Here is a 25,119-nt window from a genome sequence, read left to right on the forward strand (position 1 = left end):
GCCTACAGTCCGCCCCGGCCTCGAGTCGGCGATCGACCGGCCCCGGTACGTCCGGTGCCCGTACCGTATGTCGTGCGAGAAGTTCCCAAACGAGGAGCTATGGATTCCCTACCCTCGATCTCTGCAGCGGGCCGGCAGGCCCGTCCAGGCCGGGCGTTCCCACGCACCGGCCTTTTGCTTGTCTGCCTGCTTGCCGTGGCAGCCCTCTCTGCTCCTGCCACGATAGCCAGCCCGGTGAATTTGGCAGCTGTGGGCGATAACTTCCAGCCAGGTGCGCCGGGCCTGGGCGATCCGTACTATCCTCTCGACGGCAACGGCGGCTACGACGTGGCTCGCTACATCCTGGACCTCAGCTATCACCCCGCCACTGATGTCTTGGCCGGCACCGCCACTATCCGTGCCCAGGCAACCCACAGTCTTTCGTCCTTCAATCTGGATCTGGTCGGCCTGAACGTACGTTCCGTCACCGTCGACGGTGAGAAGGCCTCCTTTATCCGTAGTGGTAAGGAGCTCACAGTCACGCCGGAGAACGGCGTCACAAACGGAACGGTCTTCGAGACCAAGGTGAAGTACGACGGCGTGCCCATCCTTTTGAACGAACAGCTCGGCCCGCTGGGCTTCTTCCATACAGACGATGGGTCGCTGGTGATCGGGCAGCCGCACGTTGCCGCCACCTGGTTCCCGGTGAATGACCACCCACTGGACAAGGCCGCGTTCACGTTCCGGATCACGGTGCCGGAGGGCCTGGAAGCGGTTGCCAACGGATTGCTGGAGGAACACGGCTCGAAGGACGGCAAGGCCACCTGGACGTGGCGGGCGGACGAACCGATGCCCGCCTATCTCGCGACGGCGAGCGTGGGGCAGTTTGAACTGAACAAATACAAAAAGAACGGGATCAGTTACATCGATGTGATCGATCCCGACCTCTTCACCCCCGTGGTGCAGGCGAAAACAGGTAAGAACTTTGCCTGGTCCCACAACAGCCTGAACTCCTATACGCGGCTCAAGAGGACAATAAGCGTCCCGAAGGAAGGGGCCGCTCTTTCCTTCTGGCTTCAGCGGAACATCGAAACCAACTTCGACTTCACGTTCGTGGAAGCACGTGCCGCAGGCTCGGGCAACTGGACCACCCTGAAGGACGAAACGGGCCACACCAGTGCCAGTCCGGGTGCGGCCTGCCCCAACCTGTTGAGGCTGCATCCCTTCCTAGCGCATTACCTCACACACAAGGGAGATGGGACGTGCACACCAACCGGCAGCACGGGACACTGGTGGGCAGCTACCGGGGCTAGTGCCGGCTGGGAATCGTGGGGGGTTAGTCTGAGCGGCTTCGCGGGAAAGGACGTGGAAATAGCCATCACGTACGTGAGCGACGGCGTAGGACGCTTCGACGGCGTCTCCGTTGATGACGTCACAGTTTCGACAGGGGAAGGCACCACGTCCTTTGAAGACGACGGAAACACATTCGATGGCTGGCATGCTTCCGGACCGCCTGAGGGAAGTCCGGAAAGCAAGGTCCGCTGGAGTGCGGGCACTGAGGGCCCTCCGTCCCTGGGCGACCGGGTCAAGGCCTCCTTCGAGAGGCAGCCCGAGATTATTGGCTTCCTCTCGGGATACTTAGGGCCCTATCCGTTTGAGGCAGCCGGTGGGATTGTTGATGATCTCGCCAGCCTGGGATTTGCGCTCGAGAACCAGACCCGCCCCATCTACTCCAAGTATTTCTTTGTCGATGAGCAGGCAGGCGAGTCAGTTGTAGTCCATGAACTGGCGCACCAGTGGGTGGGGGACGACGTTGCCGTGAAATCCTGGCGCGACATCTGGTTGAACGAGGGCTTCGCGGTGTATTTGGAGTGGCTGTGGAGCGAGCACGAGGGGCGGGAAACACCGCAGCAGATCTTCGGCTTCTACGCCAGCGTCATTCCCGCTGACGCCCCTTTCTGGACTGTAACCATCGGCGATCCCGGAACTGAAGCCCTCTTTGACGCTGCCGTATACGTGCGTGGCGCCATGACGCTGCACGCACTCCGCACGCTGGTGGGAACCGAGGTCTTTCTCGACATCCTCAGGGAGTGGACAGTCTCCAATGCTGGTGGCAACGTGTCCACGGCCGACTTCATCGAACTGTCCGAACGATCCTCCGGCCGGGACCTGACAGCCTTCTTCACCAGCTGGCTGTATACGCCCTCAAAGCCAGGCGGCATCGGCCCATTGAACCGCCAGGCCCTTCCGCAGCAGGCCGGGGTCCCGGACGCAGTCCGGCAGCTGGAGCGGTGGGTCGGTTCCGGGGGCCAGCGCCGGTAGCGGGGCCTGCCCTCGGGGCAGACTCCGGTAGGCAAGCCCCCTTAGCCGGCCAAGCAGCGGGACCGTCCTTTAGCGGGGGCCTTGTTCCCCGCTGTCAGGCGAAGGGCTGAAGCTCCACGCCGGCCTCCTCAAGACCTGCGCGGACGGCGGCAGCCATGCCCACCGCACCTGGGGTGTCGCCGTGGATGCACAGCGAGTCCGGCTCGACCCGGACCACTGTGCCGTCCACGGCCAGTACCTCGCCTTTCTGTGCCAGGCGCACGGCGCGGTCAACGATAGAACGGACGTCGTTCAGGACCGCCCCCTCCCTGGAACGCGGCACCAGGGTGCCGTCCGGCAGGTAGGCACGGTCAACGAAGGCTTCACGGAAAACGGGGTGCCCCGCCTCCTCGGCCTGTTTCAGCAGCTCAGAGCCCGGCAGTCCGAGAACTGGCAGGCTCTCGTCGTAGGCGTGGACCGCGGCGAGGACGGCAGCTGCCTGCTCGGCATCGTGGAATATCCGGTTGTAGAGCGCACCGTGAGGTTTCACGTAGTCCACAGACGCACCTACCGCGTGCGCCACGCCATCCAGCGCGCCGAGCTGGTACAGGACATCGCCAAACAGCTCGTCGAAGGACATGTCCAGAAAGCGCCGTCCGAACCCCGCAAGATCGCGGTAGCCGACGTGGGCACCGACGGTGACGTCAAGTTCGAAGGCCGCCCGGCAGCTGTCCAACATGGTGACAGGGTCCCCGGCGTGGAAGCCGCACGCCACATTGGCGCTGGTGACCAGCTGGAACATGGCTGCATCATCACCCATGCTCCACGAGCCGAAGGATTCGCCGAGATCAGCGTTCAGATCCACCCGTGCCGCCTTCCAGCGAAGCGTCCGACCCTGCTGCTACTTCTCCGGGGATGGTGTCCGGCATCGGCCCGAACGCTTCCTTGGCGTTGGCCACCACCACCTTGCCCATGGCGAGGTTGCCGGCCCCCCCGACCACTGCGCCGATGCCGAAGGGCAGCGCGCGGCCGAGGAGCATCGAACCCTGCCGACGCAGCAGGCTTTTCAGGAACGCTTTCTGGATGCGGCTACGGATGAAGCCGGAGGCTGACCCGCTGCGGGCAATGATGTCGCCGAGCGGCTGGCCTCCTTTGGCCCCGTGCGCCACCGCCTGCCCGGTCAGGGTCCCCAGAAGCGAAGTGCCTTCCTCGCCGAGCATGATGGCCATCACCAGCGTTTTGGCTTTGTTTGGATCCACCATGCGGATCCCGTGCAGCTCGGCGAGCGAGGACGCGTATAACGCCGTTGCTGACAGGAAACCGATAGTAGCTGCCGCGGACAGGCCCAGGGATGCGACAGTACCAATCCCGGGGACCAGCGCCGTGGCACCCACCGCCGCTCCTCCGCCAGTAACGGCCCGCAGGTAATCACGCTCCAAAATGTCAGCCAGCTGGGCCGCTGTAGCCTTGGGATTCTGCCGCTGCAGGCGCTTCAGGTTCACAAGGACCAGCGGACGCTGCACGTCGATTGCTCGAAGGAGGAAATTATGGACCCCAGGTTTAGGTTTTCCCTCTGAATCGAACACCGCTTTCTGCGCGGCCTCTTGGGCGATTTTCATTGCCGGGTTGCTTCGCATTGCCATCTTCCCCTCTGCCTCGGTCGGCAGCCAGCCGTTCAGCTGCTGCCTGCATTAACATTAGTCACCCTGCTGATGATTCACCGGCCGCCTGGACCGTCCAGGATTCTGCCACGGCGAGATACGCCGATGATGACGGCCCCCGCGGACCGGGATAGACCATGGGGGCGCCCGGCCAGTCGATGCCGAATTCAGACAGCCGGCCTGCGCTGCACGGCAGGTAGACATTACTCATCGACGCGCTGGCGGGCCCGAGCTGAAAGTCGGGCGCTGCAAACTGCCGCCTGTCCAGCACGCCGGAGATTTCGAGTGCGGCGCGGCGCCCAACGGCCTTGAACCCCCGCTCAAGGTTCAGCTGCACGCGGAAATCATCCTCGGTGTGGCTGAGGGCAGTGAAGGGAAAACGGGCAGCCTCGGGGAAGTACCGCGTCAGTTCACCGGCGAGGGTAGAGGCGAAAAGCTCATCCGGACCGTAGCTGCGCCACCCTTGGAGCGTGGCCACCAGCAACGCCGTCCCGGTCCCCCATTTGGACCAGTCGGCAACCCAAAAAGTGGCAAAGCAACTGGCGGGTTCACCTGGGACGTGGACTCCGTCCCGGTCCAATGGATGCAATGCAAGGCCATAGTTGGCGCCGATCAGTGCCACGTTGCGCCGCGCCGTTGCGGCAATTCCGATCCCCATGCCCAGAGCCTATCCCAGCACCGCTTACCCAGTGGGGCTGCCAGGCCTAAGATTGCACAGTGCCACTCCCGAAAGCGCTCCGCCCCTTTGTCCACCGCGAATACCGTGTTCTGATTGCCGCCTTGGCCGTGTCCATTTTTGGTTCCGGGATGTGGGCAGTTGCCATGGTGTACCAGGTCATCCAACTCGGCGGCGGGCCTCTCGAGCTTTCGGTGGTCGCCGCCGCGGGAAGTATGGGGCTGGTGGCCTTTGTCCTGGCCGGCGGCATTGCCGCGGACCGTTTTCCGCAGCGGTTCCTCATCATCGCCGTCGAAGGCGTCAACCTGGCGGTGATTGCCACCATCAGCGGACTGGCCCTCGCCGGCTGGCTGCAGCTGTGGCATCTGGCAGTGGGGGCCTTCGTGCTCGGCGTGGGCGCGGCGTTCTTCTTTCCTGCCTATTCCGCGATTCTGCCCCGGATCCTGCCTCCGGGAGACCTGCTGGCGGCCAACGGAATGGAAGGGACCCTGCGGCCGATGCTGCAGCAGGCGGCGGGCCCGGCGGCGGCCGGCATCATTGTTGCTGCACTTTCACCATCACACGCGGTGACGGGCGTGGCCGCCTGCCATCTGCTGGCCTTTGTCATTCTGAACTTCCTTCGTCCCGCGGCAGTGGAGGCTCCCGCTGCGGTAGTGGCTCCCGGCATCGGGGAAGGGAAACCGGAGAAATCCTCCTTCTTCCGCGACCTCCGGGAGGGCATCAGCTATACCGTCCGGACCCCCTGGCTGCTCTGGACCCTGCTGTGGGCGTGCATTTCGGTCCTTTTCCTTATCGGCCCCATCGAGGTGCTGCTGCCGTTCGTTATCCGGGACCAGCTCAACGGTGACTCACGGATGTTCGGCTTCCTGCTGGCCGTTATGGGGGTGGGCAGCGCGATCGCTTCCCTCGTCACAGCCTCCTTCCGGCTGCCGCGCCGGTACCTGACAGTGATGATGGTTTCGTGGGGCATGGGCAGCCTGCCGCTGGCCGCGGTGGGCATCATCGACAGTTTCTGGGTGCTGGCGTTGGCTGTCTTCATCTTCGGCGCCACCGGCAGCGTGGGCATGGTCATCTGGGGCACTTTGCTGCAGCGGCGCGTTCCGCCGCACCTGCTGGGCAGGGTCTCCAGCCTGGATTTCTTTGTTTCCCTGGCGCTGATGCCGGTGTCCATGGCGCTCGCGGGACCCGCCGCAGAAGTGTTCCCCATCTGGGCCATCTTCCTCGTCGCCGGCGGCGTCTGCCCCGTCATGGCCGTTGTGGCAGTGGTGGCCGCCCGCATGCCGGCCGACGAGACGGCCCACCCCCTGGACCGGCGCCACGATGTTCCCGCAGACGCAGACGCAGACGCCAGACCCTGACTTCTGTCAGGACTCGACGTCTGTCAGGACCGGGCGCGTACCACCGGGATGCTGGCCGTGGGCGGTCCGCTCGGGAACGCTGAAGGCTCGGGCGCTTCAACCGGATCGAGTGCCACGCGCACTGGGTGGGCGCCCACGGAGTGCACACCTCCGCGAACATCGACGTCCAGCGGCTCCCCCTCCAGGACGCGCAGGGTGATGCCGGCCGGGTCGAGGTCTACCAGGAGGAGCCGTCCCTGGATCTTCAGGTGGAACGATAGGCTGTCCCATTCCTCCGGCAGTCGCGGATCGAAATACGGCACAGGGCCCTGGTCACGAAGGCCGGCGAAGCCGCACACCAGCGAGCTCCACACGCCGCCCGTCGAGGCGATGTGAACACCGTCGATCGTGTTGCCGTGGGTATCGTCGAGGTCGATGAAGGCGGCATTCGTGAAGTGCTCCAGGGCTGCCCCCCGGTAGCCAACCTCGGCGGCCATAATGCCTTGAACGCACGCGGAAAGCGTGGAATCGCCGGTGGTGATGGGGTCGTAGAAGTCAAACGCGCGGCGCTTCTCTTCGGCCGAGAACTCCTGCCACTGCAGGAACATGGCCAGGACCGTGTCCGCCTGCTTGAGCACCTGGTGGCGGTAAATCACTAGCGGGTGGAAGTGCAGGAGCAGGGGGTACTTGGAGCGGGGGGTCGTCCAGTCCCACGCCTCCAGGGTCATGAAGTCGTTGTCTTGGGAGTAGACCTGGAACCGCTCATCGAAGGGCAACTGGATCCGGTCCGCCGCCGCCTGCCATAGCTGCCGCTCGGCGTCGTCGACCGCCGGATGGTCCAGCGCTGCCGCCGCGCGCAGATTAAACCGCGCCATGACGTTGGTGTACAGGTTGTCGTTCACCACGGCCGTGTACTCGTCCGGTCCGGTCACGCCATGGATGTGGAACTGGCCGTCCTTGCCAAAGAACCCCAGCGACGCCCACATGCGTGCGGTTTCGATGAGCAGGTCCGCCCCCATGCCGCCGCGGAATTCGGCGTCACCGCTGGCCCATACATACCTGTTGGCGGCAAAGGCGATGGCAGCGGCAATGTGGAACTGGGCCGTGCCGGCGGCGTAATAGGCGCTGGCCTCGAGCCCGTTGATGGTGCGCCAGGGAAACAGCGCCCCATCCACGCTGAGCTCTTTGGCTCTGATCTTTGCCTCGGGCAGCATGCCATGCCGGAACTCCAGCACCTGACGGGCGCCGTCGGGATTTATGTACGTCATGTACGGCAGGAGGTAGACCTCCTGGTCCCAGAAATAGTGCCCGTCATAGCCCGATCCACTGACACCCTTGGCGGGAATGCCGGCAACGCCTGCACGCGCGGTGGCCTGGGCGAGCTGGAAAAGGTTCCAGCGGACCGCCTGCTGCAGTTCCGGCTGGCCTCCCACCTTGATGTCCGCGGTGGCCCAGTAGCCGCGGTAGTGCGCCTCGCTTTCAGCGAAGACCTCCGAGACGGTTTTGAGGGCTGCCCCGGCGGCCTCCGACGGGTCCTCCCCGGCCTGCACATCTGCCGTGCCCGGCAGGAACTCCCTGGTACTGGCGGCCACCGCGTAGCTGACACTCTTTTCGAGCGTGAAGCTTTCGTCTGCTCCGACAGCCAGCACATACCGGACGCTGCTCTCGTCCTGGTCCACCTGGGTGTCGAACGGCTGGTGTCCGGCGGAGGTCCAGTGGTCGACGGCGATTCCCACACGCTGCTTGGACTCCGCGGCTTCCCAGGAAAGACGAAGCGAACCGTCACCGCCGTCGAGCTTCACCGGCAGCAGGACTCGGCCGGCGTGCCGGCCGGCACGCCGGGGGTCATGCGCCGAGTGGTCGTCCACCGGCTGGTCCTGCCGGTTGACCACCGACGATGTAACGTCAGCGGAAACAGGACGGTCCGCGGAGAGTTCCAGCGAGATGCCAAGGCAGCCGCGCGACTCGAAGCCCACGGCGCGGCGCTCCACGGTGGTGACGGTGGCGCCGGAGCGGCACTGCCAGACGACCCGGCATTCATAGATTCCAGTGCCAAAGTCGAGCGTGCGGCGGTAATCCAGCACGGTGGACTCGGCCAGGCTAAGCGCTTCGCCGTCGATGGTCACACCGAAGTTGTTGACGTCCGGGATGTAGAGGATCCGCTGGCCGGTGCGGGCGAAACCAAACGCATTTTCAGCATGCTTGATGTCCCAGATTTCGTGCAACCCATTAATGAAGCTGCCGGGAAGCTCCGCATCTGCGGGGGCCCAGTGGGCACCGCGGATGCCCAGGTGGCCATTACCGAGGGCGAATAACGTTTCCAGAGCGCCGGCGGTGCCGGAGACATGGCTTGTCTCCACGAGCTTCCAGGGGTCGTTGGGGAAGCGGATGCGATCAGCGGTGATGAGTGCCATGAGTGGCGTTCCTTATGCGGTTGGAGGTGCGGCCAGGGTTGGGGACCTGGCGTAAAGCGTGGAGAGGGGACTAGAGCAGTTCATCCAGATCATTGACCACGAGCGTAGCGCCGGCATTGAGCAGGGTCTGCCGGCCTGCACCGCGGTCCACCCCGATCACTGAGTGGAAGTTGCCTGCTTTGCCGGCCTGAACGCCGGACACTGCGTCTTCGACAACCACGCACTCCTCGCTGGGCAGCTCCAGAAGCCGGGCAGCGTATTCGTATGTGGCGGGGCTGGGCTTTCCGGGAATACCTTCCGCCGCTGCCACCACGCCGTCCACCACCACCGTGAAGTGGGCATCGAGGCCGGCGGCGCGCAGCACAGATGGTGCGTTGCGCGAGGATGAGACAACGGCGACCTTGAGCCCCCGGGACAGGGCAGCTTCCAGGAACCGTACCGAGCCCTTGTAGGCATCTACACCAGCGCTGACAATGTCGTTGAAGATTTCGTTCTTCCGGTTGCCCAGCCCCTGGACCGTCTCGTTGTCCGGGTGGTCATCCGTCGGCCCCTCCGGAAGTTCAATGCCGCGGGAGGTCAGGAAGTCACGGACGCCGTCGAACCTGGGCTTGCCGTCGATGTGGTCGAAGTAGTCGCTCTCGCGGTAGCCCGGCTTCCCCGGCACGGAGGCGAGGTACCCGTCAAAAAGCTCCTGCCAAGCGCGCTCATGCACTACAGCAGTAGGCGTCAGGACGCCGTCGAGGTCGAACAGGATGGCTGAGGCTGTGGTCCAGCTGGGCAGGGTGCTGCCGGAGTTGGCGCAGGCATGGCCGCTGGCGTTGGGTAGGTCAGTCATGGCAGGTGCAGATTCCTTTCGGAGGGCGGGCAGCACTGGTTGGGGACCATGCGGAGTGGTCCGCCCCCATTGGCGGAACTTTGTGTCGCGCAGGTCATTCGGCGCGAACCATTGAGCAGCTGTCCTGAACGGCACAGAGAGGCCCCCGCTGGCACAGCATCGATGATGTGCGGCGCAGGACGCTGGAAACGTCTACTTCCATGATGAGGCTGCAGGCTTGTCACGGCAAACGTCCTTTCCGTTTCCGCAGCCTGCATCCAGCGCCCTTCCAGACCCTCACGGCCAGAGACGAGTGTAAGCGCTTGCAGATTTGCCCTGCAACTGTTTTTTAACTTTCTGCCTCGCGCACGTAGTGCCTCAGGAAGGCGCTGACGTCCACCATTTCGGCCTTGCACATCCCGTGGCCCATTCCCGGGTAAGTGCGCGCGGTCAGCCGGGTATGGGCCTCCAGCCACTCCGCGGTGTACTCGATGGCATCATCGTTGATCACCAGATCCGCCTTGTCCCTCCCCCAGAAAAACGGCGGCCGGACGTCGAAGGACTCCCCCAGCCCCAACAAGTCATTGTTCAGCACAAAGCCGGACAGACCCACCACGGCCGGAAAATCCCGCGGACGCAGCCTCAGTAACGTGCTTGCCATCGCCATTCCCTGCGAATATCCCAGCAGGCTCACACTGCTATGCCCGTCCTTGACGGAGTCAATCCAGGTCAGGACAGAATTTGCAGCAGCGATGACATCAGCGAAGTCGTTCGTCAGGAAGTAGTCGAGCAAAAACCAGCCATACCCGTCCGCGATTGGCATGGGTGCCCGCAACGCAGCGCAGGTGAATTCAGAGGGGAGATGGTCGAACAGGTTCACCATCCGCGATTCGTCCCTGCCATAGCCATGCATCATGACCAGCAAGGGCGTCCCCGCACGTTCGCTGGCCGGCTTCGACCACACCACCGTTTCCATCGGACCAGCCTATCCAAGCCATCTCCGGGCTGACCTGCGCGTTTGATTGAAAGTGCGATTCCCGGGATGTAGCCTGACGATTAACAGCATGCTTAGCAAAAGACGGTTCAAAGTCTGGCAGACCGGGAAATTCTGACAGACGCAGAGATTTGGCAGGCACCAACCACGTTGCGGGAAGTCCGCTAATGCAAGGAGCACGTTATGAGAATCGGTTCCGCTATTTTCCTTATCGCACTGGGTGCCATCCTGGCTTGGGCCGTCACCCCGGGCCTCATCCCCAATGTCGACCAGACACTGATCGGGTACATCCTGATGGCCGTTGGCGTCATCGGGCTGGTCGCGTCCCTCATCCTGGCCAACCCCGGCAGGAGCCGCCGCGTCAGCGAGACCCGTTCGGTGGTTGATCCAAGCACGGGCGAGCGCATCACGCGCAATGAAAGCCGTGACGGAAACCTGTAGACCCCTTCACCATGGACCTGCCGCAGCCCTACGGCTGGCCGCCAGTCCTCCATGAGCACCGGATTGCCGGGCCGACCCTCCGGGTCAGGCCCGGCTTTTTGGTTTCATGTTGTTTTTCATTGACAAAGCAACAAGAACAAAGATAAAGTCAAGTAATTGCAGATCATGTGATGGCAGTCACTGCAGGGCAGGCAGTACTTACGCAATGGAGGGTATGTGTTCGCCGAGGAGCGTCAGCAGCAGATCGCAGGGCTCGTTGCAGCCAGCGGCCGCGCCAGCGTCACCGACCTCGCCGAGCGCTTCCGCATCACCACCGAAACCGTCCGGCGTGATCTCGCCGCTTTGGAAGCGGTTGGCACCGTCCGCCGCGTCCACGGAGGGGCGGTCTCCGCTGACCGTTTCAGCACAACCGAAGAAAGCATCCTCGAGCGAACGGTCCAGCGCCAAGCGCAAAAGCTCCGCATTGCGGAGGCCGCCCTCGCCTTCCTGCCCAAAGGGCCCTCAAGCAGCATCGTGCTCGATGCAGGCTCCACCACCGAGGTGCTGGCGGACATCCTGGCCCGGCGCAGCCCCGCACCCTCCGCGGGAAAGGGGGCAGCCGCAAAGTCGGACAACCAAGAACTGGTGGTCATCACCCACGCCGTCCCCATCGCCGCCAAACTCGCCAGCACCAACGGCATCGCGCTGCAGCTCCTGGGCGGCCGGGTCCGTGGACTGACACAGGCCGCCGTAGGCCAGTCCACCGTTGATGCGGCCTGCCGGCTGCGCCCTGACATCGCCTTCCTGGGCACCAACGGCATCCACCCAAGCTTCGGCCTCAGCACGCCCGACCCCGAAGAGGCGGCCGTCAAAGCCGCGTTCGTCCATTCGGCCCGCCGCATTGTGGTGCTGGCCGATTCATCCAAGCTGGACGCGGAAACGCTGGTCCAGTTCGCCTCGTTGAAAGATCTGGACACAGTGATCACTGACCGCAAACCCAGCCGAGAACTAGCCGCGGCGCTTGCAGATGCCGGCGTGGAGGTGGTCGTCGCATGATCGTCACGCTCACGGCCAATCCCAGCCTTGACCGCACCGTGGCTCTGCCAGGGCCCCTTGAACGCGGTGAAGTGCAGCGCGCCGTGTCCGTCAGCCAGGAGTCCGGCGGCAAAGGAGTCAATGTTTCACGCGCCCTCGTAGCCTCCGGGCTTGAAACGGTTGCTGTCCTCCCGGGTGGAGACTCTGACCCCGTCATTGCCGGATTGCGCGACGCCAAGGTGCCCTTCGCAGCCCTCTCCATCCACGAGCCGCTGCGGACCAACGTGGCACTCACGGAGCCGGGCGGGGTCACCACCAAGATCAACGAGCCCGGTCCGATGCTCGGTGAAGAAGCCCAGGAGGCCCTCATCGGGCTGCTGCTGGAACATGCCAGGGGTGCCAGCTGGGTTGTCCTTGCGGGGTCTCTCCCGCCGGGGGTTCCCGCCGGTTTCTATGCCACCGTTGCCCGGCGGATCAGGTCAGGGGACGCCGAAACCGGAGTTCCGCAGATCGCGGTTGACTCTTCCGGGGCGCCGCTCGCCGCGGCCGTCGCGGACGAGCCGGAAGGAGCGGTCTCCGGGAAACCAGACCTGCTCAAACCCAACGCCGAGGAACTGGCGGAACTTGCTGCTGCAGCAGGCTTCGCCCCGGTGATCACGGCCGAGGAGCTCGAAGCGGATCCGGAGGCTGCCGCGGCGGCCGCCGCCGCCGTCGTGCGTTCCGGTGTGGGAGCCGTGTTGGCAACGCTCGGTTCCAAGGGCGCTGTTCTTGTGACGGCCGACGGCGCGTGGCTGGCCACGCATCCGCCGGTCACCGCGGTCAGTACGGTCGGCGCAGGCGATTCCTCGCTGGCCGGCTATCTGCTCGCCGCAGGCCAGGGTGCCGCCCCGGCTGACTGCCTCCGTCAGGCTGTGGCGCATGGTGCCGCAGCCGCTTCCCTGCCGGGCTCCACTGTCCCGGCAGTCCACCAAACCACCCCCGATGCCGTAACCATCACGGCTCTCCGGAAGGATTGACAGTGACTCAGCTCATTACCACCGACCTGGTCGAGCTCGACCAGAACCTGGGCAATTCGCCCGAGGACGTGATCCGGCATCTCGCAGGCCGGGTTGCCGCCGTTGGCCGCGCAAGCGAAGTTGAAGGCCTCTTCGCCGATGCCTTCGCCCGTGAGCAGAAAACCGCCACCGGCGTTCCCGGCGGCATTGCCATCCCCCACTGCCGCTCGGCGGCAGTGACCGAGCCGACACTGGCCATGGCCCGGCTGTCGCAGAAGGTCGATTTCGGTGCGAAGGATGGTCCTGCGGACCTCATCTTCTTCATCGCTGCTCCCTCAGGAGCAGACCAGGAACACCTCAAGCTCCTCTCGAAGCTCGCCCGGTCCCTGATCAAAAAGGACTTCACCGCCAGCCTGCGCGCCGCATCCTCCGAGGCCGAGATCGTTGAACTCGTGGAGAACGCCCTGGCGGACAAGCCGGCAGCACACGCTGCCACTGTCCCCGCAGGTGCCTCGGCAGCCGGTGCCTCGGCAGCCGGTGGCGCAGGAACATCAGCAGCCGCGATGCCGGGGGCTACCGGTGGCGCTACGGCAAAGAGCGGACCCAAGCGCCTCGTGGCCGTCACGGCCTGCCCCACCGGCATCGCCCACACTTACATGGCGGCCGACTCGCTCGTGGCAGCAGCCCAGGAAGCGGGCGTTGACCTGCAGGTGGAAACCCAGGGTTCTTCGGGCGCCAAGCCGCTGGACCCAGCCGTTATCGCCGCCGCCGACGCCGTGATCTTCGCCGTGGACGTTGACGTGCGCGGCAAGGAGCGCTTCGCCGGTAAGCCCGTCATCAATGCCCCGGTCAAGCGCGGCATCGACGAGCCCGCCAAGATGGTGCAGGAAGCGCTGGACGCCGCGGACAACCCCAACGCCCGCCGCGTTCCACACTTCGGCGCTGAAGAGCAGGCCGAGCAGGAAGCTGCTGAGAAGGGCGAGCACATCGGCCAGAAGCTGAAGAGGGCACTGCTCACCGGCGTCAGTTACATGATTCCGTTCGTTGCGGGCGGCGGTCTGCTGATCGCCCTGGGCTTCCTGCTCGCCGGCTTCGACATCGCTTTGGGCACCAAGGCTGATGACATCCTGGCGAACAACACGCTCTTCAACCTGCCTGACGGAAACCTCGCACTGTACCTGGGCACGGTTGCCTTCAAGATCGGCGCCCTGTCCATGGGCTTCCTGGTCCCGGCCCTGGCCGGGTACATCGCCTACGCCATAGCGGACCGGCCAGGCATCGCACCAGGCTTCGTTGCCGGCGCTGTGGCCGGGTTCATGGGTGCCGGCTTCCTCGGCGGTATCGTCGGCGGCCTGCTGGCCGGCTACATCGCGCACCTGATCGGGACCTGGGCCGTACCCCGCTGGCTCCGCGGCCTGATGCCCGTGGTGATCATTCCGCTGCTGGCTTCCATCGTCGCCTCCGGCGCCATGTTCCTGTTCTTGGGCGGGCCTATCGCCGGCCTCACCGCCGGGCTGAACGGCTGGCTCTCGGGCATGACCGGGGCTTCCGCCGTGGTGCTCGGAATCATCCTCGGCCTCATGATGTGCTTCGACCTCGGGGGCCCGGTCAACAAGGTGGCCTATGCCTTCGCCGTTGCCGGCCTGGGCGCCGGCAGCGCGACCAATCAGGCGCCGTGGCAGATCATGGCGACCGTCATGGCTGCGGGCATGGTCCCGCCGCTCGCAATGGCCCTGGCAACGGTTTTGGACAAGAAGCTCTTCAGCCTGGCTGAGCGCGAGAACGGCAAAGCAGCCTGGCTGCTCGGTGCTTCGTTCATTTCAGAGGGCGCCATTCCGTTCGCTGCCGCCGATCCCCTCCGCGTCATTCCCGCCAGCATGGCCGGCGGTGCCGTGACCGGTGCGCTCAGCATGGCCTTTGGCGTGACGTCACAGGCACCCCATGGCGGGTTCTTCGTGTTCTTCGCCATTGGCAATCTCCTGATGTTCGCCCTTTCCATCGTGGCCGGCATGGTGGTGACAGCGCTCATCGTGCTCGCCCTCAAGCGCTGGGCTGTCCGCAAGCCCGTTGATACGGTGGAGAGCGTCCCTGTTTCTGTCTGACCGCTGACCGTCAGCACCCAAACCCACACTGCATATTGCAAGGAGCAGAAATGTCCGAACGTACCGCAACCGTCGCCAGCCGAGTAGGCCTGCACGCACGCCCGGCCGCTATCTTCGCCGAAGCAGCCGGCGAGTTTGACCTCGACATCACCATCGCCCGTGAAGGTGAGCCGGCAGACGAGGCAATGGACGCCGCCAGTATCCTGTCCCTGATGAGCCTCGGTGCTTCACACGGCGATGTTGTAGTGCTCCGGGCGGAGGGCGAGGGTGCAGACGCAGCACTCGACCGCCTCGTTCAGATCCTCGAGACGGACCACGACGCCGAGTAGCATTCAGCAGCCTCACTGCGGCCGGCCCTGCCCCTTCCCCACTTTTCGGGAACGGCAGGAGCCGGCCGTTGGCATTTTAGGGCCCTTGGGGTCACTGGTAAGCAAACTTACTAGTCGGTTGTTTTTGCCCTGGCGCCCAACTAGCTTGGAATCATGGCGCCGCCAGAGAAGGCACTCCACGCCGCACGACCGTTTAAAACCGCACCGGAGAACCGGGCCGAAGGAGGATGACAGAGTGGCAACCCTGCACGAAAGCATTGAGGTCCGGGTTCCCGTCAGCACGGCCTACAACCAGTGGACGCAGTTCGAGTCCTTCCCCCAGTTCATGAAGGGTGTCGAGTCCGTGGAACAGATCGACGAGACGTCCCTGCATTTCCGCACCAAGGTGGCAGGCATCAAGCGGGAGTATGACGCGCAGATCTTGGAGCAGACGCCGGACAAATGCATTGCGTGGGTCAGCAGGGACAAACCGCGCAACGCCGGGCGCGTGACGTTCGACAGCCTCGGCGAGGACCTGTGCCGGGTCAGCGTGGAGCTGGATTGGGAGCCCGAGGGGCTGCTGGAGCGCACAGGAGCCGCGGCGCACGTGGATGAAAGCCAGGTGGAATCGGACCTTCTGCGCTTCAAGGAGTTCATCGAGTCACGCGGAATCGAGACCGGCGCCTGGCGGGCCTCAGTGGACCGCGGAGAAGTCGACGCCCCGTAGGCAAGGGCAAGCCAACGTGGTACGCGGAACACCTTCCGCCTTAGGCGCCCTTCCTCGCTGTCTTGGTGGACGCCGCCGTCTTGCTGGAAGCCGCCGTCTTAGTGGCCGTCTTCGCGGCCGTCGACTTCCCTGCCTTGGCGGCCGTTCCAGTCTTGGAACCGGTCTTGGCAGCGGACTTCGAGGGGGCACTTTCCCCGCCCTTGGCGCTTGCTGCCCTGCTGCCGGCGGACTTCGCTGCCCCCGATTTAGCGGCGGTGCCGGATTTAGCAGCCGATGTCTTGGCCGTTCCAGTCTTCCCGTCACCATCTGTCGCGGCGCTGCCGGCCTTGGTCCCAGTCCGTCTGCCGGATGTTCCCTTGCCCGCCGCACTCCTGCCGGACGAGCTGCTGCGCGAGGTGCCCTTGCCGGAGCCGGTGCTGCTGTCAGTCCCGGTTTCCTCAGCTTCTTCGGTCTCGTCTTCCTCAGAATCGGACTCCTCAGAGTCCTCAGCGCCGCCGGCCGCCCGCTTTCCCGCTCCGCGCTTGCGGTCCAGGCTCCGCTTGAGCGCCTCCATGAGGTCGATAACTTCGCCGGTGCCCCCTTCCCCGGCCTCGGCACCAAAGGTCTCTTCGGTGTCCAGGGCATCGCCCTTCTCCAGCTTGGCCTCGATCAGGTGGCGCAGCTGGGCCTGGTAGTCGTCCGTGAACTGCTCCGGTTCAAAGTCGGAAGCCATGGATTCCACGAGGGCTGCCGACATCTCGCGCTCCTGGGCGGAGATTCGAATGGACGTGTCCAGCGAGGGAAACTCCGCCTCGCGCACCTCGTCCGCCCACAGCAGGGCCTGCAGCATCAGGACGTCGTCCCGAATCCGCAGGGCGCCCAGCCGCGTCTTGTCGCGCAGCGCGAACTGCACGATGGCCACGCGGTCGGTGTCCTCGAGCGCCCGGCGCAGCAGCATGTATGCCTTGGGCGATTTCGAATCGGGTTCGAGGTAGTAGCTCTTCTCGAACATGATGGGGTCGAGCTGCTCGGACGGCACAAATTGCACCACTTCGATCTCGTGGCTGTTTTCCGCCGGGATGGCCTTCAGTTCGTCACGGGTCAGGATCACCGTGCGCCCGTCCTCCTCGTAGGCCTTCTCGATGTCCGCGTAGTCCACCACTTTGCTGCAGACCTCGCACCGGCGCTGGTAGCGGATCCTGCCGCCGTCGGCGTTGTGCACCTGATGGAGGCTGATGTCATGGTCCTCGGTGGCGCTGTACACCTTGACCGGGACGTTGACCAGCCCGAACGCAATGGCGCCTTTCCAGATCGCTCTCATGAGACCAGTCAACATCACCCTGCCCCGGAGGTGAAGCCCCGTGGCCGGCAGTAAGGAGCGGGTCCGCGTCGGAGGGCGTGAACTGACACTGACAAACCTGGACAAGATCCTCTACCCGGCAACGGGCACAACCAAGGCCGATGTCCTGGCTTACTACGCCGCAGTGGCGCCTGTTCTCATCCCGGCCGCGGCGGACCGGCCGGCGACGCGCAAGAGGTGGGTCCACGGCGTCGGAACGGCGGAAGAGCCGGGGCAGATGTTCTTTCAGAAAAACCTGGACCATTCCACCCCCGGCTGGGTGCCCAGGGCGGCCATCACCCACAAGACCAGCACCAACTACTACCCCCTGGTCAACGATCCCGCAACCCTGGCGTGGCTGGCGCAGATCGCCTCGCTGGAAATCCACGTCCCGCAGTGGCGGGTGGACTCGCACGGAAATGTCCTCAACCCCGACCGGATCGTGCTTGACCTTGACCCCGGCGAAGGCGCGGGGCTGCAGGAATGCGCCGAGGTGGCACGGCTGGCCCGGGCCATCCTGCAGGATGTGGGGCTGGACCCGATGCCCGTGACCAGCGGGAGCAAGGGCATCCACCTGTACGCGGCACTGGACGGCACGCAAACATCGGATCAGATTTCCGATTTCGCGCACGAACTCGCACGGGCCCTCGAAGCCGACCAACCCGACCTGGCCGTGAGCGACATGAAGAAGTCGCTGAGGACGGGCAAGGTGCTCGTGGACTGGAGCCAGAACAATGCCGCCAAGACCACAATCGTTCCGTACTCACTGCGGGGCCTGCCCTCCCCCACCGTGGCCGCCCCACGCACTTGGCGCGAGCTGTCATCCGCCTCCCTCAGGCACCTTCACTATGGGGAGGTCATGCGACGGGTCCGTAGCGGCAAGGACCCGTTCGCCGCCGTCGATGAGGCCAGCAGCCGTGCCGCCAGAAGTACCGCCGGGGACGGCGGGCACGGGGGCGGCGGCGCCGCGCACGGCGTCGGCGGAAAGTCCGACGGCGGTGCGCGCCGTGGCGGGGGCCACGACGACCCGAGGCTGAACAAGTACCGGTCCCTGCGGGACCAAAATGAAACTCCTGAACCCTTCACTGCCGAAAAGCACCACAGGACCCGGTCCGGGAGGGGCAAGGGGCCACAGCAGGACAAGGCCGGCAGGGACGGCAAGGAAGTCTTCGTGATTCAGGAGCACCATGCAAGCAGGCTCCACTATGACCTCCGCCTGGAGCACGAGGGTGTGCTGGTGTCGTGGGCGTTGCCCAAGGGCGTACCGGAAACGGGTACCAAGAACCATCTGGCCGTACAGACCGAAGACCACCCGATGGACTACGCCGATTTCGAGGGCACCATCCCCAAGGGCCAGTACGGCGCCGGAACGATGACCATCTGGGATAAGGGCGTTTATGACTTGGAAAAGTGGGTCAACGGCAAGGAAGTAATCGTCACGCTGACCGGCCAGGAAGGCGGCGGCCTCGGGGGAACCAAGAAGTTTGCGCTGATCCACACCGGGGAAGGCCAGGGTGATCAGGGGCAGTGGCTTATTCACCTCATGGACAAGTCCCACAGCGTGCGCGGCAAGCGCGGAAGTCTGTCCTCCGCTGCCACGGCGGGGATCGGCACGTCCGGAACAGCGAAGCCCGGAGCCGGCACGGCGGAACCAGGCAAGTCTGAAGCTGCCAAGGCAGAGGCCGGCACGTCCCCTGCAGGGAATACCGGAGCCAGCCGCAGCACCGCCGCAAGCAAAAGCAGCATCATCGTCGAGGACCCGACGCCCATGCTGGCAACAGCCGGGACGCCGGCAGACCTTCACGGCAGCGACTGGTCCTTTGAGCTGAAGTGGGACGGCATCCGGGCCCTCGTGGTGGCGGACAGCGGGAAGGTGCGGCTTCTCAGCCGCAACGGCAACGACATGTCTGCCAGCTACCCCGAGCTGACCGACCGGAACTGCTGGCCGCCACAGGATTTCATCGCCGACGGTGAGATCGTGGCCCTTGGGCCCAGGGGAACGCCCGACTTCGGCCTCCTGCAGGGCCGGATGAAACTGACCAAGCCCGGCGACGTGAAACGGGCCCGTACGAACATCCCTGTGCAGCTCATGCTTTTCGATCTGCTGTCCGAGGGCGGCGAAGACCTGCGCAGGCGCACCCTCGAGGAACGAAGGGCGAGGCTGCAGGGCTTCTACCGCCCCTCGGACTGCCCGGTGCTGCTCTCCGAAACGCTGGATGAGCCGCTAGAGCTCATTCTGGAAAGCGCGCGCGAGCTCGGTCTTGAAGGAGTCATGGCCAAACGCACTGACAGTCGCTACGTCAGCGGGCAACGGAGCCGCCTGTGGATCAAGCTCAAGATCGAACAGACCCAGGAAGTCGTGGTGGGGGGCTGGCGGCCCGGCAAGGGTGAGCGGTCGGACAGCGTGGGCGCTCTGCTGCTGGGCATCCCCGACGGCGGGAAGCTGCGCTACGTGGGCCGCGTGGGCACGGGTTTCAGCACCCGTGAACTGATGGAACTGCGCCAGACCATGAACGGGTTGAGCCGGACAACGTCGCCCTTTGACCAGGTCCCCGCCCTGGACGCCGCCGGTGCCCACTGGGTGAAACCCGACCTCGTGGGCGAGGTGGCCTTTGGCGAATGGACCGGCGCGGGAAAGCTGCGGCACCCGGTCTGGCGCGGCTGGCGGCTGGACAAGAAGCCGGAGGACGTCGTCACTGAGACCGCCCGGCCCTGATCCCCGCTGGCCCGCACGCATTAGCTGCAGGCCGACATCGCCGGCTGGCCAGCTTCCAGAGCTGGCCAGCTTCGCGACGTGGATCCAGGGCTAGGACGAGTGCGGCAGCTGGGGCCGGCTTGTCCGGTGGATTGCAGTCACTGCGGCTCCCTGCCCCATGCGGCCGTGGTTCGACCCTCGGTCCTTTGGGTGGCGGTGCTTGCCATTTCCGTCGGGCCAGCGGTGCCCGGTGGCCATGGCCGCGGCGACGGCGATGGTTTCGGGAGTGGGCAGCGGGGGCCTGTCCATGGACTCGAACAGGTGTGCGGCCACCTCCGGTTTAAGGGAGTGCCCTTTGCTCTTATCAGCCATTTGTTCTTCCTTTCCGCGATGAAATGAAGCCGCTGCCTGGCTGCCTTCGGGATAACCGGCTGGCCGGAGTGTATGTTCGGCGAGACCGGAACACGCGGAGGCGGGCCTCAACAGGCGTGGATTTTGTAATGTGGCGGCGATGCAGGGTGCAGCGATGACAGCCGCCGTGCCGGCTACCCAGCCGTGCCGCTACTCAAAAATGAGTGTTCCCATGGCTCAACCATAGGCAGAAACCCGGCAGGCCGGAACCCCTGCAAAACATCAGTCCTGCCCCGTAGTGAAGGAACCCTCCCAGACAGCACGGGAACCGGCCTCCCCGATCTCTATCACCCGGTAGACGGTTCCACCGCAGAGGACAAGGACCAGCACGACGACGGCGGCTCCCGCAGCGCGGGAGCCTGCAGTTCCGAGCTTCCTCCGGAGTCCTTCAACCTGTGCGGTCCCGTACCGGAACCACAGCCACTGCGCCACGGCCACAATGAACACCCCGATGACCCAGGGAAGCAGCGTGCCCCCGAGGTTGGAGTGCGTTGTGATGGCGGGGGTTGTGTCCACGCGCTGCATAAGCCACTCGCCGGACTGCTGCGTGATAGGGACGATGATCAGTGCCACCAGGGCAAGGAGCGGAGTCACGATACCCAGCCGCCTCCGGGCCTCCGGCCATGCCGTGCTCAGGAGCGTGCACAAGGCAGCGAGCGGCACGAGGACCACCGTGCCGTGCACCACCAGAATGTGCAGTGGCAGACCGTTCACCACGTAGTCCACGACGAACACCCCCGACCCGTTTCTGTCCCAGTTCACGGCCCGCAGCCCGCGCTGCCGGATCCGCTTATCCGAACAGACGATCACCGGCACCAAAAGGTTCAACCTGCCGCCCGGCCGGAGGCACTATTCCCAGCTGCTGGAGGCACAATCCGAGGCACGATCCGGGGCACAATTCCGGTGGCTGGAGGGCCTCGGTACCCCGGAAATTGTGCCCAAAACGGGCCTGCCAAGAAAAATTTTGATATGGACGCCGTCAGGGCGACGGGATCCGCGAAACGACGGGCCTAAACATGGGGAAACAGAGTCCGGTCCGGCCGCGTATCCGGGGCTAAAAAGTCGGATGGTACGGCAGCAAACTCTCAATTGCCATGGCAATCGCGTAAAATTGAAGGCCTGCCCAGAGCGGGGCAGCCAAAAGTCGCAAGCAAATGACCTCCACAGGAGCGGCCCAAATGCCCACAGACCGAAGCACGACCGACTCTTCAGCAGGCGTTACTGATGCCGGCGGAACCGACCAAGCGGCACCTCAGGGTGTGAAAAAACCAAGGCTACTCGCACGTCGCAGGCTCAAGGAGTCCGACGTCAATGTTGTTGACCAGCCCATGCTGAAAAAGGCCCTCGGCGGCACCATCGTGGGCAACACCATGGAATGGTACGACGTCGGTGTGTTCGGTTACCTGATCACCACTATGGGGCCGGTGTTCCTGCCCGAGGCCGATGCAAAAGTCCAGACCCTCTTTCTGCTGGGGACCTTCGCCGCGACCTTTATCGCCCGCCCGCTCGGCGGCGTGATCTTTGGCTGGCTCGGAGACAAAATCGGCCGCCAAAAGGTCCTCGCTGCGACCCTGATGCTGATGGCCGCGAGCACCTTCGCTATTGGTCTGCTCCCCGGCTACGCCCAGATCGGGATGTGGGCGGCCGGCCTGCTGGTGCTGCTGAAGATCGTCCAGGGTTTCTCCACGGGCGGCGAATATGCAGGCGCTACGACGTTCGTCAGCGAGTATGCCCCTGACAAGCGCCGCGGTTTCTTCGCGAGCTTCCTGGACCTCGGCAGCTACCTTGGCTTTGCCCTCGGTGCCGCGCTGGTTTCGGGGCTGCAGCTGACGCTGGGCCAGTCCGCAATGGAGGAGTGGGGCTGGCGCCTGCCGTTCCTTCTCGCCGGCCCGCTCGGCCTGATTGCCGTGTATTTCCGGAGCAAGATCGAAGAATCCCCCCAGTTCCAGGCAACCCTTGATGCCCAGGAAGAGCAGGCCCGGGACGCTGCTGCCGGAGACGTTGCCGCTGCGAAGGGCCCGGTTGGCATTGTAAAGGCGTACTGGCGTTCGATCATCGTGGCAATGGTCCTCGTGGCCGCGGCAAACACCGCCGGTTACGCGCTGACCTCCTACATGCCCACGTACCTCACCGAGTCCAAGGGCTACGATCCTGTTCACGGCACGCTGCTGACAATCCCGGTCCTGGTGATCATGAGCCTGTGCATCCCCCTGACCGGCAAGCTGTCCGACCGCATCGGCCGCCGTCCCGTGCTGTGGATCGGAGCAGCGAGCACCATCGTGCTGGCAGCCCCGGCGTTCATGCTGATCGGCATCGGCAGCGTCTGGTCTACCCTGGCAGGGCTCTCCCTCGTGGCCTTCCCGGTGACGTTCTATGTTGCCAACCTGGCGTCGGCTTTGCCTGCCCAGTTCCCCACATCCAGCCGGTACGGCGCCATGGGTATCGCCTACAACTTCTCCGTGGCCATCTTCGGCGGCACCACGCCGTTCATCGTTGCCGCGCTGATCTCGGCGACAGGCAACGACATGATGCCGGCCTACTACCTGATGGCCACTTCGGCCATCGGCGCGGTCGCCATCTACTTCCTTAAGGAGTCGGCGCAGCGCCCGCTGCCTGGCTCCATGCCCAGCGTGGACACCGCCGCGGAGGCCCGTGAGCTGGTTGCAGGCCAAGACGAGAACCCGCTGATTGACCTCGACGAACTGCCGTTCGAGACCGTGGACGCGGCGAAGGCGGATAGTGAAGAGGCTAAGGTTCCTGCCAACGCCTGATGCTGCTGTTGTAACCCGGCGTCCGTGATGAAGGCCTGTCCGGCGTGCTGTCCTCGGGGCAGCATGCGCGGGACAGGCCTTTGTTGCCTCCCCTGAATACGCATGCAGCCCCCTCATCTGCCGGGGGCCAGGAGAACCACCAGCCGGCTGCAAGGACAGCTCTGGTACAAGGCCGCCGTCCACGCGACGCGCTACACCATTGCGGTCGGCGCGGCCGGCGCCGTTGGTGTGCTCTCGGGCAGCGATCCTCCTGATGACCCACCTGGCCGCGCCGTCAGACCCCACTGTGCTCATCGCGGAGCGCGGCGCGGAAACGCTCGTGGGGCCGTGACCGGCGTCCTCGTCGTGGTGCTTATCCGGTCACGCCGGAACCCTGCTGTGGTTCCTTGGGCTTCCTTGGCGGCCCGGCTGTGACGCGGTCCGGAAGGACCCGCGCCACGGCGGCGAGGACCTTGTAGCGCTTGGTCGGAACGGAAACAGCCTTGCCCTTCGCATTGTCTGCCAAACCTTCGCGGACCACTCTGGCCGGGCGCAGCCAGGTCCAGCCCGGGGCCACGGATTTGTCCATTCCCATCCTGTCGTGGAATTCGGTGTGGACGAACCCGGGGCAGAGCGCCGTAACGTTCACTCCCCGCGGACTGTAGGCGAGGTTTGCCCAGCGGCTGAAGCTCACCAGCCATGCCTTTGCAGCCGAATACGTTCCCCGCGGCAGGAATGCGGCCACGCTTGCAACGTTGACGATGCGGCCGGAACCGCGCGTCAGCATCCCCTGCAGTACGGCGTGGCTGAGCTCCATTGCCGTCTGGACATGGAGCTTCAGGTGCTTCTTCTCGTCCTCGATGCTGTTCCGGTCAAAGTCCTCCAGCAGCCCCATGCCGGCATTGTTCACCAGCACCTCCACGGGCCGGGACGTATCGGAAAGGCGTTCGACGACGGCGGCCACTCCGGCGTCGTCGGTCAGGTCCGCGGGCAGCACCTCTGCGGTGGTCCCGTACCGGCGTGAGAGGTCCGCGGCGGTGGCCTGCAGGCGGGACTCGTCGCGGGCGACGAGCACCAGGTCGTGGCCCTGTTCCGCCAGCTGGCGGGCGAATTCCGCTCCGAGTCCGGCGGTGGCACCGGTGATGAGGGCTGTGGTCATGACGCTAGCTTAGCGCTGCACTTTTGCTGGGCTCAGCCTTTCAGAACCTGTCCCGTCCCGAACTTCCCAGCGCAGGACATCCGCGGACTGTCGGCGGAGGTGCCCACCATGGCGGTGGGCAGGACCAGCGCCGAGCCGCGGGCCCTCGTCCAGGTGTCCTCGTCTATCGCGGGGTCAAAGGCCGATGAACTGCCGCGGGCACCGGCGTCGAACCGATCCGACGCAACAACGTCAGGCAACCCAGCGTGAACGCCTGCCCATGGATCTCCGAGTTGGCCGGTGATACGTTGGCCCCCTCAGCACCGCTGAACAGGCCGCCGCTGAACGGCCGCCGCCGTAGAGGCAACGATCCAAAGGAGGACCCTGTCGTGACCGAAACCAATGCTGACGGGACAAGGGTGGATGTCGTTGACATCCTCACCGCCGACCACCGCGAGATGATTGAGCTGATAGGCCAGATCGGCCTGACGTCCGATGCCAGCGAGCGCCGGGACCTGGCCGACACTTTGATCGCGGAAGTGATGCGTCACGCCGTCGCCGAGGAAATGTTCGTCTACCCCGCGATGGAAGACCATGTGCCAAACGGTGCGGAGGAGGTCGAACACGACAAGAAAGAGCACGACGACATCGTCAAGCTGATGAAGCGGATTGAACGCGTCGATCCTGCGGACCAGACTTTCATGGAACTGGTCAGGGAACTGGAGTCGCAGCTGTCCCACCATGCCGGCGACGAAGAATCTGAACAGTTCCCGAAGCTGCGCTCCCACATCCCGGAGGAGAAACTCGTCGATTTAGGCGAAAAGGTGCAGAAGGCCAAGAAACTGGCACCGACCCGGCCGCACCCCACTGCGCCGCACTCTGAACTGTTCCATAAGACTGTGGGAGCAGGCGTTGGGATGGTCGATCGGCTCCGGGACAAACTGACGGGACGGCACACCGGGTAACGACAGGCTGCAGCCTGCCGGTACCGGCGGCGCCGGAAACGAAGCAGTCCTTCCCAGGCCACGCGCCCGGAAAGGACTG

22 protein-coding genes are annotated in these 25,119 nt (G+C 64.8%); 11 read left to right on the forward strand and 11 right to left on the reverse strand.

The features are described from left to right. Nucleotides 1-99 precede the first annotated feature (99 nt). Nucleotides 100-2,301 (forward strand): M1 family aminopeptidase, encoded by a 2,202-nt coding sequence (locus M1E01_RS17380; RefSeq protein WP_457972767.1) that lies wholly within the window; start codon nt 100-102, stop codon nt 2,299-2,301. A gap of 94 nt (nt 2,302-2,395) precedes the next feature. On the opposite strand, the gene M1E01_RS17385 is transcribed toward M1E01_RS17380, so the two are convergent. Genes M1E01_RS17385 through M1E01_RS17395 form a run of 3 tightly spaced genes read right to left on the reverse strand, consistent with a single transcriptional unit; the run spans nt 2,396 to nt 4,599 of the window. Then, a complete protein-coding gene (locus tag M1E01_RS17385; protein ID WP_457972768.1) occupies nt 2,396-3,145 on the reverse strand; it encodes a LamB/YcsF family protein in 750 nt (249 codons plus the stop codon). Further along, a complete protein-coding gene (locus M1E01_RS17390) occupies nt 3,129-3,923 on the reverse strand; it encodes a hypothetical protein (RefSeq protein WP_457972769.1) in 795 nt (264 codons plus the stop codon). The genes M1E01_RS17385 and M1E01_RS17390 overlap by 17 nt, the downstream gene beginning before the upstream one ends. A gap of 58 nt (nt 3,924-3,981) precedes the next feature. Next, nucleotides 3,982-4,599, reverse strand: coding sequence for a hypothetical protein (locus M1E01_RS17395; RefSeq protein WP_457972770.1), 618 nt, complete (start codon nt 4,597-4,599; stop codon nt 3,982-3,984). Between the two features lie 59 nt (nt 4,600-4,658). Here M1E01_RS17395 and M1E01_RS17400 point away from each other — a divergent pair, with 59 nt between their 5' ends. Beyond that, complete coding sequence (locus M1E01_RS17400; RefSeq protein WP_457972771.1) at nt 4,659-5,975, forward strand: MFS transporter; 1,317 nt, start codon at nt 4,659-4,661, stop codon at nt 5,973-5,975. 23 nt (nt 5,976-5,998) lie between these two features. On the opposite strand, the gene M1E01_RS17405 is transcribed toward M1E01_RS17400, so the two are convergent. The 3 genes from M1E01_RS17405 to M1E01_RS17415 form a co-directional block, all read right to left on the reverse strand. After that, the gene (locus tag M1E01_RS17405) at nt 5,999-8,368 is read right to left on the reverse strand and encodes a glycoside hydrolase family 65 protein (protein ID WP_457972772.1); all 2,370 of its coding nucleotides are present in this window, start codon (nt 8,366-8,368) and stop codon (nt 5,999-6,001) included. A gap of 70 nt (nt 8,369-8,438) precedes the next feature. Beyond that, complete coding sequence (locus tag M1E01_RS17410; RefSeq protein ID WP_457972773.1) at nt 8,439-9,203, reverse strand: HAD family hydrolase; 765 nt, start codon at nt 9,201-9,203, stop codon at nt 8,439-8,441. 328 nt (nt 9,204-9,531) lie between these two features. Next, nucleotides 9,532-10,158, reverse strand: a complete 627-nt coding sequence (locus M1E01_RS17415; RefSeq protein ID WP_457972774.1) for an alpha/beta hydrolase — start codon at nt 10,156-10,158, stop codon at nt 9,532-9,534. 201 nt (nt 10,159-10,359) lie between these two features. Here M1E01_RS17415 and M1E01_RS17420 point away from each other — a divergent pair, with 201 nt between their 5' ends. The 6 genes from M1E01_RS17420 to M1E01_RS17445 all read left to right on the forward strand — a co-directional run bounded on the left by M1E01_RS17420 (nt 10,360) and on the right by M1E01_RS17445 (nt 15,763). Beyond that, a complete protein-coding gene (locus M1E01_RS17420) occupies nt 10,360-10,617 on the forward strand; it encodes a DUF6458 family protein (RefSeq protein WP_457972775.1) in 258 nt (85 codons plus the stop codon). 216 nt (nt 10,618-10,833) lie between these two features. Beyond that, complete coding sequence (locus M1E01_RS17425) at nt 10,834-11,652, forward strand: DeoR/GlpR family DNA-binding transcription regulator (RefSeq protein ID WP_457972776.1); 819 nt, start codon at nt 10,834-10,836, stop codon at nt 11,650-11,652. Further along, nucleotides 11,649-12,647, forward strand: a complete 999-nt coding sequence (locus M1E01_RS17430) for a 1-phosphofructokinase family hexose kinase (protein WP_457972777.1) — start codon at nt 11,649-11,651, stop codon at nt 12,645-12,647. The genes M1E01_RS17425 and M1E01_RS17430 overlap by 4 nt, the downstream gene beginning before the upstream one ends. A 2-nt stretch (nt 12,648-12,649) precedes the next feature. After that, nucleotides 12,650-14,728, forward strand: a complete 2,079-nt coding sequence (locus tag M1E01_RS17435; protein ID WP_457972778.1) for a PTS fructose transporter subunit IIABC — start codon at nt 12,650-12,652, stop codon at nt 14,726-14,728. A 50-nt stretch (nt 14,729-14,778) separates the two neighbouring features. Then, on the forward strand, nt 14,779-15,057 hold the full coding sequence (locus M1E01_RS17440) for an HPr family phosphocarrier protein (RefSeq protein ID WP_457972779.1): 279 nt from the start codon (nt 14,779-14,781) through the stop codon (nt 15,055-15,057). 235 nt (nt 15,058-15,292) lie between these two features. After that, entirely contained in the window at nt 15,293-15,763 is a 471-nt protein-coding gene (locus M1E01_RS17445) for an SRPBCC family protein (RefSeq protein ID WP_457972780.1), read from the forward strand. Between the two features lie 40 nt (nt 15,764-15,803). Here M1E01_RS17445 and ku read toward each other — a convergent pair whose 3' ends face one another. Next, nucleotides 15,804-17,063, reverse strand: coding sequence for a non-homologous end joining protein Ku (ku, locus tag M1E01_RS17450; RefSeq protein ID WP_457972781.1), 1,260 nt, complete (start codon nt 17,061-17,063; stop codon nt 15,804-15,806). Nucleotides 17,064-17,103: 40 nt separating this feature from the next. On the opposite strand from ku, the gene M1E01_RS17455 reads away from it, so the two are divergent. Then, nucleotides 17,104-19,797 (forward strand): ATP-dependent DNA ligase, encoded by a 2,694-nt coding sequence (locus M1E01_RS17455; RefSeq protein WP_457972782.1) that lies wholly within the window; start codon nt 17,104-17,106, stop codon nt 19,795-19,797. A 90-nt stretch (nt 19,798-19,887) separates the two neighbouring features. On the opposite strand, the gene M1E01_RS17460 is transcribed toward M1E01_RS17455, so the two are convergent. After that, complete coding sequence (locus M1E01_RS17460; protein WP_457972783.1) at nt 19,888-20,148, reverse strand: hypothetical protein; 261 nt, start codon at nt 20,146-20,148, stop codon at nt 19,888-19,890. Nucleotides 20,149-20,409: 261 nt separating this feature from the next. After that, nucleotides 20,410-20,949, reverse strand: coding sequence for a DUF2231 domain-containing protein (locus M1E01_RS17465; RefSeq protein ID WP_457972784.1), 540 nt, complete (start codon nt 20,947-20,949; stop codon nt 20,410-20,412). Nucleotides 20,950-21,365: 416 nt separating this feature from the next. Between M1E01_RS17465 and M1E01_RS17470 the strand changes: the two genes are divergently transcribed. After that, a complete protein-coding gene (locus M1E01_RS17470; protein WP_457972785.1) occupies nt 21,366-22,958 on the forward strand; it encodes an MFS transporter in 1,593 nt (530 codons plus the stop codon). Between the two features lie 352 nt (nt 22,959-23,310). Here M1E01_RS17470 and M1E01_RS17475 read toward each other — a convergent pair whose 3' ends face one another. Together M1E01_RS17475 and M1E01_RS17480 are read right to left on the reverse strand one after the other, a co-directional pair. Then, nucleotides 23,311-24,096 (reverse strand): SDR family NAD(P)-dependent oxidoreductase, encoded by a 786-nt coding sequence (locus M1E01_RS17475; protein WP_457972786.1) that lies wholly within the window; start codon nt 24,094-24,096, stop codon nt 23,311-23,313. Between the two features lie 32 nt (nt 24,097-24,128). Beyond that, complete coding sequence (locus M1E01_RS17480; protein ID WP_457972787.1) at nt 24,129-24,335, reverse strand: hypothetical protein; 207 nt, start codon at nt 24,333-24,335, stop codon at nt 24,129-24,131. A 129-nt stretch (nt 24,336-24,464) separates the two neighbouring features. On the opposite strand from M1E01_RS17480, the gene M1E01_RS17485 reads away from it, so the two are divergent. Beyond that, a complete protein-coding gene (locus tag M1E01_RS17485) occupies nt 24,465-25,040 on the forward strand; it encodes a hemerythrin domain-containing protein (protein WP_457972788.1) in 576 nt (191 codons plus the stop codon). Nucleotides 25,041-25,119: the final 79 nt, after the last annotated feature.

The organism is Arthrobacter sp. D1-17, assembly GCF_054130535.1.

Coding starts and splice junctions, on each gene's coding strand:
- M1E01_RS17415 (WP_457972774.1), bottom strand. CDS start 10,158: ATGGAAACGGTGGTGTGGTCGAAGCCGGCCAGCGAACGTGCGGGGACG.
- M1E01_RS17470 (WP_457972785.1), top strand. CDS start 21,366: ATGCCCACAGACCGAAGCACGACCGACTCTTCAGCAGGCGTTACTGAT.
- M1E01_RS17410 (WP_457972773.1), bottom strand. CDS start 9,203: ATGACTGACCTACCCAACGCCAGCGGCCATGCCTGCGCCAACTCCGGC.
- M1E01_RS17420 (WP_457972775.1), top strand. CDS start 10,360: ATGAGAATCGGTTCCGCTATTTTCCTTATCGCACTGGGTGCCATCCTG.
- M1E01_RS17395 (WP_457972770.1), bottom strand. CDS start 4,599: ATGGGGATCGGAATTGCCGCAACGGCGCGGCGCAACGTGGCACTGATC.
- M1E01_RS17475 (WP_457972786.1), bottom strand. CDS start 24,096: ATGACCACAGCCCTCATCACCGGTGCCACCGCCGGACTCGGAGCGGAA.
- ku (WP_457972781.1), bottom strand. CDS start 17,063: ATGAGAGCGATCTGGAAAGGCGCCATTGCGTTCGGGCTGGTCAACGTC.
- M1E01_RS17430 (WP_457972777.1), top strand. CDS start 11,649: ATGATCGTCACGCTCACGGCCAATCCCAGCCTTGACCGCACCGTGGCT.
- M1E01_RS17390 (WP_457972769.1), bottom strand. CDS start 3,923: ATGGCAATGCGAAGCAACCCGGCAATGAAAATCGCCCAAGAGGCCGCG.
- M1E01_RS17380 (WP_457972767.1), top strand. CDS start 100: ATGGATTCCCTACCCTCGATCTCTGCAGCGGGCCGGCAGGCCCGTCCA.
- M1E01_RS17405 (WP_457972772.1), bottom strand. CDS start 8,368: ATGGCACTCATCACCGCTGATCGCATCCGCTTCCCCAACGACCCCTGG.
- M1E01_RS17460 (WP_457972783.1), bottom strand. CDS start 20,148: ATGGCTGATAAGAGCAAAGGGCACTCCCTTAAACCGGAGGTGGCCGCA.
- M1E01_RS17440 (WP_457972779.1), top strand. CDS start 14,779: ATGTCCGAACGTACCGCAACCGTCGCCAGCCGAGTAGGCCTGCACGCA.